General features: G+C 72.9%; 15 protein-coding genes and 1 pseudogene. 11 read left to right on the top strand and 5 right to left on the bottom strand.

Annotated features, from left to right (window positions below; genetic code table 11):
* Positions 1–314: 314 nt before the first annotated feature.
* The 11 genes from rpsP (at position 315) to EF879_RS05920 (ending at position 7,348) form a co-directional block, all read left to right on the top strand.
* Positions 315–767, top strand: a complete 453-nt coding sequence (gene rpsP, locus EF879_RS05870) for a 30S ribosomal protein S16 (protein ID WP_123555630.1) — start codon at positions 315–317, stop codon at positions 765–767.
* Positions 742–1,002 carry an RNA-binding protein gene (locus tag EF879_RS05875; RefSeq protein ID WP_199736169.1) on the top strand — a complete coding sequence of 87 codons (261 nt, stop codon included), beginning with the start codon at positions 742–744 and terminating at the stop codon, positions 1,000–1,002. The genes rpsP and EF879_RS05875 overlap by 26 nt, the downstream gene beginning before the upstream one ends.
* A gap of 9 nt (positions 1,003–1,011) precedes the next feature.
* Complete coding sequence (gene rimM / locus EF879_RS05880) at positions 1,012–1,572, top strand: ribosome maturation factor RimM (protein WP_123556775.1); 561 nt, start codon at positions 1,012–1,014, stop codon at positions 1,570–1,572.
* Positions 1,573–1,657: 85 nt separating this feature from the next.
* Positions 1,658–2,434: a tRNA (guanosine(37)-N1)-methyltransferase TrmD gene (trmD, locus tag EF879_RS05885; protein ID WP_123555634.1), complete on the top strand. Its 777-nt coding sequence runs from the start codon at positions 1,658–1,660 to the stop codon at positions 2,432–2,434.
* A gap of 136 nt (positions 2,435–2,570) precedes the next feature.
* The gene (gene rplS, locus EF879_RS05890; protein WP_123555635.1) at positions 2,571–2,927 is read left to right on the top strand and encodes a 50S ribosomal protein L19; all 357 of its coding nucleotides are present in this window, start codon (positions 2,571–2,573) and stop codon (positions 2,925–2,927) included.
* Positions 2,928–3,157: 230 nt separating this feature from the next.
* Positions 3,158–4,054, top strand: a complete 897-nt coding sequence (lepB, locus tag EF879_RS05895; protein ID WP_123555637.1) for a signal peptidase I — start codon at positions 3,158–3,160, stop codon at positions 4,052–4,054.
* Positions 4,051–4,692, top strand: coding sequence for a signal peptidase I (lepB, locus tag EF879_RS05900; protein WP_123555639.1), 642 nt, complete (start codon positions 4,051–4,053; stop codon positions 4,690–4,692). Before lepB (EF879_RS05895) ends, lepB (EF879_RS05900) begins: the two co-directional genes overlap by 4 nt.
* Positions 4,693–4,756: 64 nt before the next feature.
* A complete protein-coding gene (locus EF879_RS05905) occupies positions 4,757–5,215 on the top strand; it encodes an NUDIX hydrolase (RefSeq protein ID WP_123555641.1) in 459 nt (152 codons plus the stop codon).
* A gap of 2 nt (positions 5,216–5,217) precedes the next feature.
* Positions 5,218–6,030, top strand: a complete 813-nt coding sequence (locus EF879_RS05910; RefSeq protein WP_123555643.1) for a ribonuclease HII — start codon at positions 5,218–5,220, stop codon at positions 6,028–6,030.
* The gene (locus EF879_RS05915) at positions 6,027–6,350 is read left to right on the top strand and encodes a DUF2469 domain-containing protein (RefSeq protein ID WP_123555645.1); all 324 of its coding nucleotides are present in this window, start codon (positions 6,027–6,029) and stop codon (positions 6,348–6,350) included. Before EF879_RS05910 ends, EF879_RS05915 begins: the two co-directional genes overlap by 4 nt.
* A 332-nt stretch (positions 6,351–6,682) precedes the next feature.
* Positions 6,683–7,348, top strand: coding sequence for a murein hydrolase activator EnvC (locus tag EF879_RS05920; RefSeq protein ID WP_123555647.1), 666 nt, complete (start codon positions 6,683–6,685; stop codon positions 7,346–7,348).
* Positions 7,349–7,395: 47 nt separating this feature from the next.
* Here the strand turns inward: EF879_RS05920 and EF879_RS05925 are convergent, their stop codons facing one another.
* The 5 genes and pseudogenes from EF879_RS05925 to EF879_RS05945 all read right to left on the bottom strand — a co-directional run bounded on the left by EF879_RS05925 (position 7,396) and on the right by EF879_RS05945 (position 13,779).
* The gene (locus EF879_RS05925; RefSeq protein WP_233604261.1) at positions 7,396–8,586 is read right to left on the bottom strand and encodes an aminotransferase class V-fold PLP-dependent enzyme; all 1,191 of its coding nucleotides are present in this window, start codon (positions 8,584–8,586) and stop codon (positions 7,396–7,398) included.
* A 190-nt stretch (positions 8,587–8,776) separates the two neighbouring features.
* Positions 8,777–9,718: a tyrosine recombinase XerC gene (locus EF879_RS05930; protein WP_123555649.1), complete on the bottom strand. Its 942-nt coding sequence runs from the start codon at positions 9,716–9,718 to the stop codon at positions 8,777–8,779.
* Between the two features lie 235 nt (positions 9,719–9,953).
* A pseudogene (locus EF879_RS05935) lies at positions 9,954–11,219 on the bottom strand (DNA-processing protein DprA); the annotation flags it as partial.
* 104 nt (positions 11,220–11,323) lie between these two features.
* Positions 11,324–12,841 carry a YifB family Mg chelatase-like AAA ATPase gene (locus EF879_RS05940; protein ID WP_123555653.1) on the bottom strand — a complete coding sequence of 506 codons (1,518 nt, stop codon included), beginning with the start codon at positions 12,839–12,841 and terminating at the stop codon, positions 11,324–11,326.
* 578 nt (positions 12,842–13,419) lie between these two features.
* The gene (locus EF879_RS05945; RefSeq protein WP_123555655.1) at positions 13,420–13,779 is read right to left on the bottom strand and encodes a YraN family protein; all 360 of its coding nucleotides are present in this window, start codon (positions 13,777–13,779) and stop codon (positions 13,420–13,422) included.
* Between the last annotated feature and the right edge of the window lie 490 nt (positions 13,780–14,269).

A 14,269-nucleotide genomic window follows, 5' to 3' on the forward strand; every position in this document is an offset into this window, starting at 1 on the left:
GCGCACGCTGTCGGCGCCGTCACGGTGGGCCCACGCACACCCCGGCGACCGGTGTGCCCGCCCGGGTCGCTGCGGGGCGCCGTGCCGGCCCGGCCCGGTCCGGCACGGCGGGTTTGCCTGGTCCGGTGGCAAGGAACCCAGCCGCGTCTGGCACAATGGGTCGCTGGTATCCGGCGCACGTCCGGCGCCCTCTACCCGGGCGTGCCGCCAGTCCGTCGAGCAGTCCCCGGCTCAACCCCACTGCGCCGGTCGGCTCTCGCCCGCGCACCGCCCGCCATCGGGATGGTGGACATCGCAACAGGAGCGAACACACTGTGGCCGTAAAGATCCGGCTTTTGCGGATGGGTAAGATCCGCAACCCGCAGTACCGTATCGTCGTCGCCGACTCGCGCACGAAGCGCGATGGTCGGGCGATCGAGTTCGTCGGGATTTACCAGCCGAAGGAGGACCCTTCGGTCATCGAGGTCAAGTCGGACCGGGTGCAGTACTGGCTCTCCGTCGGCGCCCAGCCGAGCGAGGCTGTCCAGCGGCTGCTGGAGAAAACCGGCGACTGGCAGAAGTTCAAGGGCCTCCCGCCCCCGCCGCCGCTGCTGAAGGCGCCCGAGCGGACCGACCGTAAGGCAATCTACGAGGCCGAGGCCAAGGCGGCCGCCGGGCTCGCCGAGTCGTCGGCCGCCAAGCCGTCGAAGAAGGCGGCCCGGCCGGCGCAGGCCGAGGAGGCGAAGACCGAGGAGCAGGCCGGTGCGGACTCCGGCGAGCAGGCCTGACGTGCCCCTCCGGCCGGCGCTCGAGCACCTGGTCAAGGGGATCGTCGACCACCCGGAGGACGTACGGGTCCGGCTGGTCGACTCCCGCCGGGGCAAGCGTCTGGAGGTCCGCGTCCACCCCGATGACCTGGGGACGGTGATCGGCCGCTCCGGCCGGACCGCGAAGGCGCTGCGCCAGGTGATCGGCTCGATCGGTGGGCGTGGCGTCCGGGTCGACATCGTCGACTCGTACTGACGGGTGGTCATGCTCCTCATCGTCGGGCGGATCGGCCGTCCGCACGGTATCCGCGGCGAGGTCACCGTGGAGGTGCGGACCGACGATCCCGAGGCGCGGTTCGCCGCCGGGTCGGTGCTGCGTACCGACCCGGCGGAGCGTCCGGCCGGGGCGCCACCGGTGACCCCCCACGGCGAGCTGTTCCGGGTCCCCGAGCGGCTCACCGTGGAGGCGACCCGCTGGCACCAGGGGCGGCTGCTGGTCACCTTCGAGGGGATCTACGACCGCAACCTGGCGGAGGCGCTACGCGACACCCTGCTCCTGGTCGACAGCGCCGAGCTGCCGGCGCCGGAGGACCCGGACGAGTTCAACGACCACCAGCTCATCGGCCTCGTCGCGGTCACCCCGACCGGCGAGACGCTCGGCGAGGTTGCCCGGATCGACCACGCCCCCGCCTCCGACCTGCTGGTGCTGCGCCGTCCGGGCGGGCGTACGGCGTTGATCCCGTTCGTCAAGGCGATCGTTCCCGAGGTGGACCTGCCCGGTCGTCGCGTGGTGGTGGACCCGCCCGGGGGGCTGCTGGACCTGTGAGCGGGGAGCCGGAGGCGGCCGACCCGAGCCGGTCCGCCGCCGGAGACGAGCCACCGGAGACGACAGGAGAGGCCCCGTGCCGCGGATGCGGGTCGACGTAGTCTCGATCTTTCCGGAGTACCTGGCTCCGCTGGAGCTGTCCCTGATCGGACGCGCGCGGACGGCGGGGGTCCTGGAGGTCGCCGTGCACGACCTCCGGCGCTGGACCCACGACGTGCACCGGACGGTCGACGACACCCCGTACGGGGGTGGGCCGGGGATGGTGATGCGGCCGGAGCCGTGGGGGGAGGCACTGGACGAGCTGGCCCCGGTCGGGACGGAGCCGGCGCCGCGATTGGTGGTGCCGACCCCGGCCGGAGTCCGGTTCACCCAGGCGATGGCGCACGAGCTGGCCGCCGAGCCCTGGATGATCTTCGCCTGCGGGCGGTACGAGGGGATCGACCAGCGGGTGTTGGACCACGCCGCCACCCGGATGCCGGTGACGGAGGTCTCGCTCGGTGACTACGTGCTCTTCGGCGGCGAGGTCGCGGTTTTGGCGATCATGGAGGCCGTGACCCGGCTCCTGCCCGGTGTGCTGGGCAACGCCGACTCGCTCGCCGAGGAGTCGCACGCCCACGGCCTGCTGGAGGCACCGGTCTACACGAAGCCGCCGACCTGGCGGGGGCACGACGTTCCGGAGATCCTTCGCTCCGGGGACCACGGGCGGATCGCCCGCTGGCGGCGCGACCAGGCACTGCTCCGGACGGCCGCCCGCCGGCCGGACATGTTGGCCGCGCTGGCACCCGACGAGCTGGACAAAAAGGACGTGGAGCTCCTGGCCGGGGCCGGGTTTCAGCCCCCGGTCGGCGATATGGCAGAGTAGTGGGGTTGCCGCAGTCGTCCGTGCCCGCGGGCGGCTGCGAGGATCCCGCGCCGGCCCCCGCCGGGGCCGGCAGAAGATCAGAATCACCCATCCGCGCGCCGACACCGGTGCGCCGCGAGCCTTCGAGGATGCAGCGATGAACATCCTGGACGCCATTGACGCTCAGTCGCAGCGGACCGATATCCCGGACTTCCGGGCAGGTGACACTGTCAAGGTGCACGCCCGGGTCGTCGAGGGCAACCGGTCCCGGGTCCAGGTCTTCGAGGGCGTCGTCATCCGGCGCCAGGGCGCGGGCCTGCGCGAGACCTTCACCGTCCGCAAGATCAGCTTTGGCGTCGGCGTGGAGCGGACCTACCCGATCAACAGCCCGGCGATCGACCGCATCGAGGTGGTGGTGCGGGGCGACGTACGTCGGGCCAAGCTCTACTACCTCCGTGAGCTGCGCGGCAAGAAGGCCAAGATCAAGGAGCGCCGCGAGAAGCGGGCCAGCTGATCCCCGGCCACCGCGTCGACGTCGATCGCGGGGACGTGGCCAGCGCGGCGGCGTACGGCATCACGGGGTGCCGTTCGGGGCCGGGCCGACTACGCTGGCTACACGGGCAGCAGCGACTTCACGGCCCCGGCAGGAGTCGGGGCCGTGGCACACCCCCGCGCTACCGCTCGCGGTGCGCCGTCGTCGATGTGGTCCGGTGACGACGCGGTATCTCGGGACCGGGGAGAAGCGTGGTAGGTAGCGTGGACGAAGAGGACGATGTCGAGCCGTGGCGGCGTCGTCGGCCCCGACGAGCCCGCCGTACCCGTAAGCAGATGCCGCTCTGGCAGGAGCTTCCCCTGCTGCTCGTCGTCGCCTTCTGCCTCGCCGTCCTGATCCGCACCTTCCTGCTGCAGGCCTTCTTCATCCCGTCGGGGTCCATGGAGGACACCCTGCTGATCGGGGACCGGGTTCTGGTCAACAAGATCGTGTACGACCTGCGGGACCCGGCGCGGGGTGAGATCGTCGTCTTCCGGGGTACCGCGGAGTGGACACCGCAGCTCACCGAGGATCCGGATCCGGGGTTCCTCGCGAAGCTGGGCCGGACCATCGGCGACCTCGTCGGGGTGAGCCGCCCGGGCGACAAGGATTTCATCAAGCGGGTCATCGGGCTCCCCGGGGACCGCGTCCGGTGCTGCGACGACCAGGGCCGGGTCACCGTGAACGGCGTGCCGCTCGACGAGCCGTACGTGCGGGAGAACTCCCCACTGGACGTTCCGCCGAACCGCGACGAGTGCCGTTCCCGCCGGTTCGACGAGGTCCTCGTGCCACCGGGTCAGCTCTTCGTGATGGGTGACCACCGGCTGGTGTCGCAGGATGCCCGCTGCCAGGGCACCGTGCCGATCGACAACGTCATCGGCCGCGCGTTCGTGATCGTGTGGCCGATGTCCCACTGGACGTCCCTGCCGGTGCCGGAGACCTTCGAGAACCTGCCGACGCCGACCGCCGCGCCCGCGCTGGGCGAGGCTCGGCCCGGTGCGTCACAGTTGGGAGATGCGGCCATTGCTATGCCAATCATGGGCTCTCTGCTCGTCACCGCGCGTTCTCGGCGATCGTTCCGTCCCCGGCGTCGTAGGCTCCTCCCGTGATTGACGAGCAGACCGACAAGCCGAAGCCGCGGAGCTCGTTCTGGCGGGAGCTACCCATCCTGCTGGGCGTGGCGATCCTCGTCGCCGTGCTGGTCCGGGCGTTCGTGCTGCAGACGTTCTACATTCCGTCGCCGTCGATGGAGCACACCCTCGACGTCTACGACCGCGTGCTCGTCAACAAGCTGGTCTACGACTTCCGGTCGCCGCGCCGGGGCGAGATCGTGGTCTTCAAGGCCCCGACCCAGTGGACCGGCAATCCGGAGGGCGAGGACTTCATCAAGCGGGTGATCGGGGTCGGCGGTGACCGGGTGGTCTGCTGCGACGAGCAGAACCGGCTGATGATCAACGGGCAGCCGCTCGACGAGCCGTACATCTTCACGGAGAACGGGCAGCAGGACCCGCCGGCCGACACGGAGTTCGACATCACCGTCCCGCCGGGACGGCTGTGGGTGATGGGCGACCACCGCTCCGCCTCCGGGGACTCGCTTGAGCACTGGCAGAACAGCCAGCAGAACATCGAGGTCGCGACGATCCCGGAGGACGCCGTGGTGGGCCGGGCCTTCACCGTCTTCTGGCCCATCGGCCGGGCCACCTGGCTGTCGGTGCCGGACTCCTTCGACGCCATCCCGAACCCGTAGGCACGGCCGGCGACGGGGTCACGGTGGGCGGTGACCCGGTCCCGGCCGGGACTAGGCTGGTCGAATGACCGTCTTCACCCCACGGCGGGCTGCCCGTGTGCTCCTGCTCGACAGCGAGAACCGGATTCTGATGTTCCGGGGGTGGGATCCGGCGCGGCCCGAGCATCGGTACTGGTTCACTCCCGGCGGCGGACTCGATCCGGACGAGGAGCCGGCGGTGGGGGCGGCCCGGGAACTGGCCGAGGAGACCGGGCTGCGGATCCCGCCGGATGAGATCGGCGAGCCGGTCTGGCGGGAGGTGACGGAGTTCTCCTTCGGAGGCCGGTGGTACCGCCAGGAGCAGCAGTTCTTCCTGGTGCGGGTCGACGCCTGGGAGGTGGACACCGCCGGGTTCGACGCGGTGGAGCGGGAGACGATCGACGTCCACCGGTGGTGGACGATGGAGGAGTTGGCGCGTACGACGGAGCGGGTCTATCCCACGGACCTGCCGGAGGTACTGCGCCGGGCGTTGGAGAGCGAGTAGTCGTGCTGACCCCACCCCGTACGGTGGTCCGCCGCGAGGGCGGCATCTATGCGATGGAGCGCGCGTTGCGGCGGCGCGGCTTCCGGTACGTCGCCGGGGCGGACGAGGCGGGCCGGGGCGCCTGCGCGGGCCCGCTGGTGGCGGCCGCGGCGGTGCTGCCGGAGGGGCGGCGTGGCGAGATCGACGGGCTGGCCGACTCCAAGCTGCTCACCCCGGCGGCCCGGGAGCGGGTCTACGCCGAGGTGGTCGAGCGGGCGCTCGCCCACGCCGTGGTGATCATCCCGGCGGCCGAGGTGGATCTCCGGGGCCTGCACGCCTGCAACCTGCTGGCCCTGCGCCGTGCGTTGGCCTCGCTCTCCGTCGCCCCCGAGTACGTGCTGACCGACGGCTTCGGCGTCGACGGGCTGGGTGTTCCCGGGCTCGCCGTCTGGAAGGGTGACCAGGTCGCGGCGTGCGTGGCGGCGGCGAGCGTGCTGGCCAAGGTCACCCGGGACCGGATCATGGTGGAACTGGACAGCCAGTATCCGGGGTACGGGTTCGCCGAACACAAGGGATACATCACCGCCGAACACACCGCCGCGCTGGAGCGGCAGGGGCCGTGCCCGGAGCACCGTTTCTCGTACGTCAACGTCGCCACGGTCTCCGGACGGATCGATCATCCGCCCCGGGTCCGACGCCCGGCCCGGCTCGGGGGAATCGAGTCGATGGCGCGGTCCGGCCAGCCAGGGAGTACCGTCGGCGTGGCGTTGGGCGAGCGGCCTCGGCCGTCCGCCCCGGTGGGGGAAGATGTGGCCATGGAAGGCGGAGTGGGATGAGCGCGGAAGATCTCGAGAAGTACGAGACCGAGATGGAGCTGCAGCTCTATCGGGAGTACCGCGACATCGTTCGCCAGTTCTCCTACGTCGTGGAGACGGAGCGGCGGTTCTACCTGGCGAACCAGGTCGACCTGCACGTGCGGAACTCCGACGGCGAGGTCTACTTCGAGGTGGAGATGCACGACGCCTGGGTGTGGGACATGTACCGCCCTGCCCGCTTCGTGAAGAATGTCCGAGTGATGACGTTCAAGGACGTCAACGTCGAAGAGCTTGAGAAGCCGGACATCTCCCTTCCCACGGATACCGGCTTCGGCGCCTGATCGTTCTCCGCCGACGGCCGCGTTCCACCTGGCGGAACCGGATCCCGGGCCGCCCTGACCGGACCCGCCGGGTCGCCCCGCCGGCCGCCCGGGCCAGCCGCTCTCCGAGCGGATCCGCGCGAACGGCGAGCCGCCGCGGGTCCGATGACGCCTGGCCAGCCCCCGATCTCCCCGGCCACCCCGGCCAGCCGGTCGGACCTCGACCACGGCAACGGGCGCCCTATACCAGATCACCGGATCCTCCGGAGCGTTTTCCACAGGCGGGTCGGTTGTGCACAGGCGTCGGACCCGGCGGTTGCGGAGGCAGGCCGATCGGATGACGCTGCACCCCCATGAGGGGGAGATCGGGCCGCCGGGTCGTGATTCCGGCGCTGTTGGTGTCGTCGTTGGTGCTGGTGCTGACCGCCGTCGTACCGGGCACGCCGTCGCGGGCCTGGCTGTCGCAGCCGTCGCCGGTCCCGGCCGGGTCGCCGCGAGACGTGCCGGCCCGCGGCGCACCCACCGCGAACGGCTTTCGGTGGCCCCTGGACGGGGTGCCCCGGGTGGTGCGACCGTTCGACCCTCCGCCCGAGCCCTGGCAGCGGGGGCACCGGGGCGTCGACCTCGCCGGGCCGGTCGGGGTGACGGTACGGGCCGCCGGCCCCGGCACCGTCCTCTTTGCCGGCATGATCGCCAACCGCCCGGTGGTCAGCGTCAGCCACCAAAACGGCCTGCGGACCACGTACGAGCCGGTGCGGCCGGTCGTCGCGGCCGGCGACCGGGTCGCGGCCGGCCAGCCGCTCGGCGTGCTCCTCGCGGGGCATCCCGGGTGCCTGGCCGGCCCACCTGCCTGCCTGCACTGGGGGCTGCGGCGCGGCGAGGAGTACCTCGACCCGCTCCTGCTGCTGGGCCTCGGCCGAGTCCGGTTGCTGCCGATCCCGCCCGGCAACGGAACCCGTCCGGCCGCACATCCTCGGCGGCCCGATGGTCCCGGCACAGCTCCCGCCCCGCGGGCATGACCCTGACCGGGCCGGCGTCCGGACCGGCCGGGTCCGGCTCGGGCGGATCAGACGTGCCGGGCGAGCAGGGCGGGGAGTCCCTCGGCGAGCCGTTCGTACTCGTCGGCCCGGTTGTAGACCTGCCCCGACAGCCGGAGCCAGCCCCGGCCCCGCCACGCGTTGATCGCGACGTCGACACCGAGCTCGTCGCCGATTCGCTCGCGCAGCGCCGTCGCGTCGGCGATCGTCGTCGCCAGGCCGGCGGGCAACGGCAGGATCCGCATGGAGACCATCGGCCCGCCGGGGTTGGGCAGGTCGGCCGGCGCCACGCCGAGGGCCTGGCCGACCACCCACTGCCCGTACGCGGCGAGCTGGGCGTTGTGGGTCCGGACGCGCTCGGCGCCGAGGGTGCGGAGCGTGTAGACCCCCACCGGAGCGGCGAGCCAGGAGGTGTAGTCCAGCGTCGCCTGCCACTCGACCCGGAGCGGAAAACCGGCCTCCTGCTGCCACGAAACGGCCAGCGGTTCGATCCGCTGCCGCCACTGCGGTGCCACGACGAGCGCGGCCGTACCTCGTGGGGCGTACGCCCACTTGTGCAGGTTGCCCACCCAGAAGTCGGCGCCGATCGTTCCGACCGGGATCGGCAGCATCCCGGGCGCGTGCGCGGCGTCGACGAGGACCGGCACCCCACGCTCCCGGGCCGCGGCGACGATCGCCGTGGCCGGAAAGAGTCGGGCGGTGGACGAGGTGAGGTGGTCGACGATGAGCAGCTTCGTGCGTCCGGGACGGAGCCCCGACCGGACGATCTCGATGATCTCCTCGTCGGTCGCCTGCAACGGCACGGTGAGAGTACGCCGGACCGCACCGGTGCGCCGTGCCTCCCGATCGACCGCGAGGGCCACCGCGCCGTAGCCGTGGTCGGTGCAGAGCACCTCATCCCCCGGCCCCAGACGCAGCGACTGCAGCACGATGCCGACGCCGATGGTGACGTTGCCGACCAGCGCGGTGCCGTCGGGGTCGGCGCCGAGGAAGGCGGCGATGTGCCGGCGGGCGTGCGCGATCCGGTCGACGAGACCGCGGGCGAAGAACCGCATCGGGTTCGCTTCGGCCTCGTCACGCAGCCGCTGCTGGGTCCGCTGGACGGGGATGGGAACCGCGCCGTACGAGCCGTGGTTGAGGTGGACGACCCCCGGGTCCAGTGAGAACAGGAGACGGGCGCCGGGGATCGGCTCGGGCGGGCGCGGCCCGGTCGTGCTCACCGCATGATCCTATCGGCTCGGCTGCCGGCCCGGAGCCGGCTCGCGTACCGGGCTTCCCCGTCGACGGCAACCTGCGAGGGCCCGGCGGGGGGGTCGTACGGGGTGTGCGGGCGGTCGCTCCGGTTGGTCGTCCTGGCGCGAGGCGCCGGGCGCCCCGGTCCACCGGGTCGGCGGTCAAGCCGTCAGGCGATCATGCCCGCGGATGTGCCCGCTGGTAGGCGGCGCGAAGGCGTTCCATCGAGACATGGGTGTAGATCTGGGTGCTGGACAGCGAGGAGTGCCCCAGGATCTCCTGCACCTCCCGGAGGTCCGCTCCGCCCTCCAGGAGGTGGGTGGCGGCGGAGTGCCGGAGGCCGTGCGGGCTCGTCCGGGGGAGGCCGGCGGCCCGGGCGTGGTGGTGGACGAGGCGGCGTACGACCGTCGCCTGGATGCGCCCGCCACGGGTCCCGAGTAGCAGGGCGTCACCACTCCTCGGCCCGGCCAGTGCCGGCCGACCGATCCGTAACCAGTCGTCGAGGGCCCGTTGCGCGGGGATCCCGTACGGCACCGACCGCTCCTTGCCACCCTTGCCCAGGACCCTGACCACCCGGCGCGCGGCGTCGACATCGTCACGGTCGAGGCCGCACAGCTCGCTGACCCGGATGCCGGTCGCGTAGAGCAGTTCGAGGACGGCGCGATCCCGGGTGGCCACCGGTGACAGGTCCTGGCCGGGTGCCTGGACCAGTGCGGTCGCCTGGTCGGCCCGGAGCACGGCGGGGAGTTCCCGGCGTCCCCGTGGGCTGACCAGCGCCTGACCGACGTCACTGCTCATCCTGCCGGTCCGGTGCGCCCAGGCGGTGAAGGTACGGGCCGACGCGGCCCGGCGGGCCAGTGAAGCGCGGGCGGCGCCCAGGGTGCGCAGTCGCGCCAGCCAGCTCCGGAGCACCGAAATGTCCAGGTCGTCCGGCCTCGTGCAGCCCATCCGGCTCGCGTGATCGAGCAACGAGACGAGGTCCGTGACGTAGGCGCGGACGGTGTGGGCCGACCTGTTGTCGACCCGGGAGAGGTGATTGGCGAACTCGTCGACGGCCTCGCGTAGCGGCTGCGGTAGTGCCTCATGCCGGGCCCGGGTACTGCGTTCGGTGCGGCTCATCGAGCTGACGGTGCGCGGCGGTCGTGCTGCCGTCAACCCCGACGCGCGGTGCGCCGGGCGGCGGATCCCCACCGGGCCGGAGACCCCTGCCGCCCGGTAGGGCTTCGTGGGTGCCGCCGGTGTGTCCGTGGCCGTCCCGGTCGGCGGGGCTACCGTGCGCGACACGCTCCTCGGGACTGCCGGGGCCGGCGGGGGTACGTCGCTCGGCGCGGCCGGCGGGATCGCCCCGGTCGGGGGCCATGCCGGGACCCGTCGGGCCGCGTGTGGTCGGCCCGGGGGTTGGCGGCAGCGCGGTCGCCGCGAGGGCGGACGACAGCGCGTCCGCCGCGGAGGTTGACGGTAGCGCGTACCCGGCGTCGCGCCGGATGAGGAAACCGAGCTGTTCCAGCATGGACAGCTTTCGCAGCGTCGTACGCAGGCCGAGCCCGGCCCGGGCGGCGAGCGCCTCCGCCCCCAGGACGCCGCGGCGCGGCACCGACTCGAGGAGCAGCGCGGCCTCGTCGTCGAGCAGGTCCCGAGGCCGTGCCGGGCCGCGGGCCGGCGGTGCCAGGTCGGCCCCGATCCGGCCCACCTCCTCCAGGATGTGCGGTACGCCGGTCACCAGGCGGGCCTCGGGATACTCCCGGAGCAGTTCGTGCGCACCGACCGACATCGCAGACGTGACGGGTCCCGGCACCACCATCGACGGCCGCCGCAGGGCCAGCGCCCTGCGCAGGGTCTGGGTGGCGCCGCTGCGGGCGGCCGCCTCGACCAGCACGGTGCCGGCGGTGGCCGCGGCGATGACCCGGTTGCGGATCAGGAACCGGGGACGCAGCGGGTCCGCCCCGGGAAGCCACTCGCTGATCAGCAGGCCGACCTCGGCGATCCGGTCGAAGAGCGCGGTGTTGCCGACCGGGTAGGGGCGGTCGACACCGCAGGCGAGCACCGCCACCGTCCGGCCGTCGGCGTTGAGCGCGCCGCGATGCGCCGCCGCGTCGATGCCGAAGGCACCACCCGAGACGACCGTCCAGCCCCGCTCGGCCAGGCCGTACCCGATCTCGGCGGCGACGTGCTGCCCGTACGGGGTGGCGGCCCGTGATCCGACCACCGCCACCGACCGTTCCAGCGCCTCGCCCAGGTCCCAGGCGCCGCGTACCCAGAAGCACAGCGGCGGCGCGGTCTCCTGATCGACCCGGCGGTCGGCGTGGGCCAAGGTCAACCGCTCCAGATGCGCCAGCCTGGCCGGCCACTCGTCGTCCTCGGGCGTCACGAGCCGGGCACCGAGCCGCTCCGTGGCCTCGGCTGCGGCATCGGCGATCTCCCAGGGGTCGCCCCCGGCGAGCCGGGCGGTGACCACCGTGCGCAGCCGCTCGTCGGCGATGTCGCCGGCGAGCAGCCGTCGCAGGGCGTCGACCGGGCCAAACCGTTTGACGAGTCGGTAGACGGCCCGGCTCCCCGGCTCGACCAGCCAGGTCAGCGCGATGCGGGCACGCCGGATCTCGTCCATGACCGCGGCGCGCATCGGTGTCTCGTCCGGCGCCGCTGTCGGCTGCGGCCCGGTGTCGGCGCCGGCTCCCCGGTACGGTCGCGTTGGTCCGGGTGAATCTCCCGTAATGGGTCCGCCCATCAGATGCTCCCGGTACGTAGTTGAATCGCCTCGTCGATGTCGTCGGCGTCTGGCCGGTCTCGGCCGTCCAGATCCGCGATGGTCCAGGCGATCCGGGTCACCCGGTCGAAGCCGCGGGCCGAGAGGGCGCCGCAGTCGAGGAGTTTCCGTAGCGCCTGGGTGTCGTGCGCCGGCAGCCGCCATCGCGACCGCCGCAGGTCTGGGCCCGGGACCTCGGCGTTGACCCGCCACCCGCCGTCGGCCCAGCGCGCGGCGGCCGCGGCCCTGGCCCTGGCGACCCGCTCCGCGACCACCGCGGAGGACTCCGCGGGACGGCCGGTGTCCATCAGCTCGACCGCACGCAGCGGATCCAGCGTCACCTGGACGTCGATCCGGTCGAGCAGTGGCCCGGACAGCCGTGCCAGGTAGCGGCGGCGCGCCAGCGGCGCGCACTCGCACGCGACGTCGCCGGCGGGCTTCGCGCAGGGGCACGGGTTGGCCGCGACGACGAGCTGGACCTGGGCGGGATACTCCGTGCCGCCCCTGGCCCGCGCCAGCAGGACGCGGCCGTTCTCCAGCGGTTGGCGCAACGCCTCGAGCGTCCCCCGCTGAAACTCGGGCGCCTCGTCGAGGAACAGCACGCCACGGTGAGCCAGCGAGACCGCTCCCGGTCGGGCCAGCCCGGAGCCGCCGCCGACGAGTGACGCCACCGTCGCCGTGTGATGCGGGGCCTGGAACGGCGGCCGGCGGATCAGCCGGCCGTCCCTCGGCAGTAGCCCGGCGATGGAGTGCAGCGCCGTCACCTCCAGCGCCGCCTCGTCGTCCAGCTCCGGCAGTATCGAGGGGAGCCGTTCGGCGAGCATCGTCTTGCCCGCCCCCGGCGGACCGATCAGCGCCAGGTGGTGCCCACCGGCGGCGGCGATCTCCAGCGCGCGCCGACCCAGCTCCTGGCCGGCCACGTCGGCCAGGTCGGGGCCGGGCCGCGACGGGATCGGCGGAGGGGCCGGCGGATCCAGCAGCGACGCGCCGTCGCGGATGAACGCCACGAGCCGGTGCAGGCTGTCGACGGCGCGGACGCGTACCCCGGGCACCACGGATGCCTCGGCCGCGTTCTCGACCGGTACGACCACCCGGGTGATCCCCGCCCGCGCCGCCGCGGCGACCATCGGCAGCACGCCCCGGACGGGGCGAACGGTCCCGTCGAGGCCCAGCTCGCCGAGCACCGCGACCCCCTCCAACGGGGCGAGGGGCAGCTCGCCCGCGCCACCGAGCAGGGCGGCGGCGATCGCGAGATCGAAAGCCGATCCGTGTTTCGGCAGCGTGGCGGGGAGTAGGTTGACGGTGATCCGGCGGTTGGGCCAGCGCTGCCCGGAGTTGACGACGGCGGCGCGTACCCGGTCGCGGGCCTCGTTGAGCGCGGTGTCCGGCAGTCCGGAGAGTACGACGGTGGGGAGGCCGGGAGCCAGGTCGGCCTCGACCTCGACGAGGTGTCCGGTCACCCCGACCAGACCGACGCAGAGCACCTTGGCGTAGCTCATCGGACGGTCCCGGAGATTGTCGGCGTCATGACCACGACGGTGCCGGAGTCGAGCCCGGCCTGGGGGAGCGGTCGGCATGCCCTGTGGATGAGTGGGTGCCCTGTGGACAACCGGACGATCATGCGTCTCGTGTGCTATGGGGTCTCACCGTCCACGGCCCGCCCCGGGCCGCCGCGGCCTCGGCCTGGCGCACTGCTACGGCGCTGACGATGGACCGGCGAGCCCGGTGAGGCACGCCGGCGAGCCCCGCGCCACCGGCACGGATGTGGATCGGGCGGCGGGGATCTCGGGCTCGTCCCCGGCAGCCACGTCGGTGGGCGCCGCCGATGAGATGGCGCCGCGGAGGGGACGGCGACCCCGGGACCATGCCGGCGGTGCCGGTGGGCGGACCCGGAATACCGGCACGTGGACGTGGCACAGGGCCGTCTGGGGCGAACCGGGTCAGACGCGCGCCGCGTCGGCTGCTCGTACGGGGGGCGGCGGCGTGAGGCCGGGCGATGTGAAGCGCAGGATCGGGCCCCGGACCGGCTTCGACCGTCGGGACCAGAGGGTGGCCCGTCCCGGCCCGATGAGCCGGCTCAGAAGGCGTTGCGGAGGTGTTCCACCCGGGCGGCGCCCGACCGGGCCGGATAGACCGCGAGGACGTCGAATCGGACCTGGTCGGCGTGGGTATCGGTGCTCCGCAACCACTCGGCGGCCAAGCGGCGCAGCCGGCGAGCCTTGGCCCCGACCACGGCCTCCGCCGGCGTGCCGAAGGCGTCGCCGCGTCGGGTCTTGACCTCGCAGAAGGCGAGGGTCTCGCCCTCCCACGCGATGATGTCGATCTCGCCGTACGCGCACCGCCAGTTCCGGGCCACCACCCGCAGGCCGGACTCGACGAGATGCCGTACGGCGCATCGCTCGCCGTACGCGCCGACGGCCCGCCGCTCTCCTGTCATGTCGGACGACGGTGCCGTGCCGCGTGCGTCCCGGCAAGCCGGACGGCCGAGGCTGTGGACATCGCAGGGGGCTGTGGACGACCGGACGATCATGGGGTCGAGGTGCTAGGGGCGGTGGACACCCGACCCGGGCGAAGCGCCCCAATCCTGGCTCGGAAGGGCGCCGAATCCTGGCCCGGGGTTGCGCGGTTCCTGGCTTGGACGGAGGGGTGAACACCCATCCGGACCAGTACCAAAAGGTTCGACGGATCCGGGATGGCACAAGAGCCCGCGGCACAGGAATCTCGCGGTACACGAATCTCGCGACACAGGGGATTTCGCGACGCAGGAATCCCGCGACACCAGGGGTCGGTCGCACAAGGGGCCGGTCGCACGAGGGGCCGGCGGCACAAGGCCGGGCGACCACCGGAATCCGGCGGCAAAGGATCCGGGCGGCAAAAGCGGAATAGCAACGGGGAAACCGGCATCTGGGTCAGCGGAGTGGCGGATT

The sequence above is a fragment of the Micromonospora sp. HM5-17 genome (genome assembly GCF_003762835.1).
GTDB lineage: Bacteria > Actinomycetota > Actinomycetes > Mycobacteriales > Micromonosporaceae > Plantactinospora.

Bases quoted from the DNA above. Each gene is read 5' to 3' on its own strand.
- rimM (WP_123556775.1), top strand. From the start codon at position 1,012: ATGCTCCTCATCGTCGGGCGGATCGGCCGTCCGCACGGTATCCGCGGC.
- trmD (WP_123555634.1), top strand. From the start codon at position 1,658: ATGCGGGTCGACGTAGTCTCGATCTTTCCGGAGTACCTGGCTCCGCTG.
- rplS (WP_123555635.1), top strand. From the start codon at position 2,571: ATGAACATCCTGGACGCCATTGACGCTCAGTCGCAGCGGACCGATATC.
- EF879_RS05905 (WP_123555641.1), top strand. From the start codon at position 4,757: ATGACCGTCTTCACCCCACGGCGGGCTGCCCGTGTGCTCCTGCTCGAC.
- EF879_RS05915 (WP_123555645.1), top strand. From the start codon at position 6,027: ATGAGCGCGGAAGATCTCGAGAAGTACGAGACCGAGATGGAGCTGCAG.
- EF879_RS05920 (WP_123555647.1), top strand. From the start codon at position 6,683: ATGAGGGGGAGATCGGGCCGCCGGGTCGTGATTCCGGCGCTGTTGGTG.
- EF879_RS05930 (WP_123555649.1), bottom strand. From the start codon at position 9,718: ATGAGCCGCACCGAACGCAGTACCCGGGCCCGGCATGAGGCACTACCG.
- EF879_RS05940 (WP_123555653.1), bottom strand. From the start codon at position 12,841: ATGAGCTACGCCAAGGTGCTCTGCGTCGGTCTGGTCGGGGTGACCGGA.
- EF879_RS05945 (WP_123555655.1), bottom strand. From the start codon at position 13,779: ATGACAGGAGAGCGGCGGGCCGTCGGCGCGTACGGCGAGCGATGCGCC.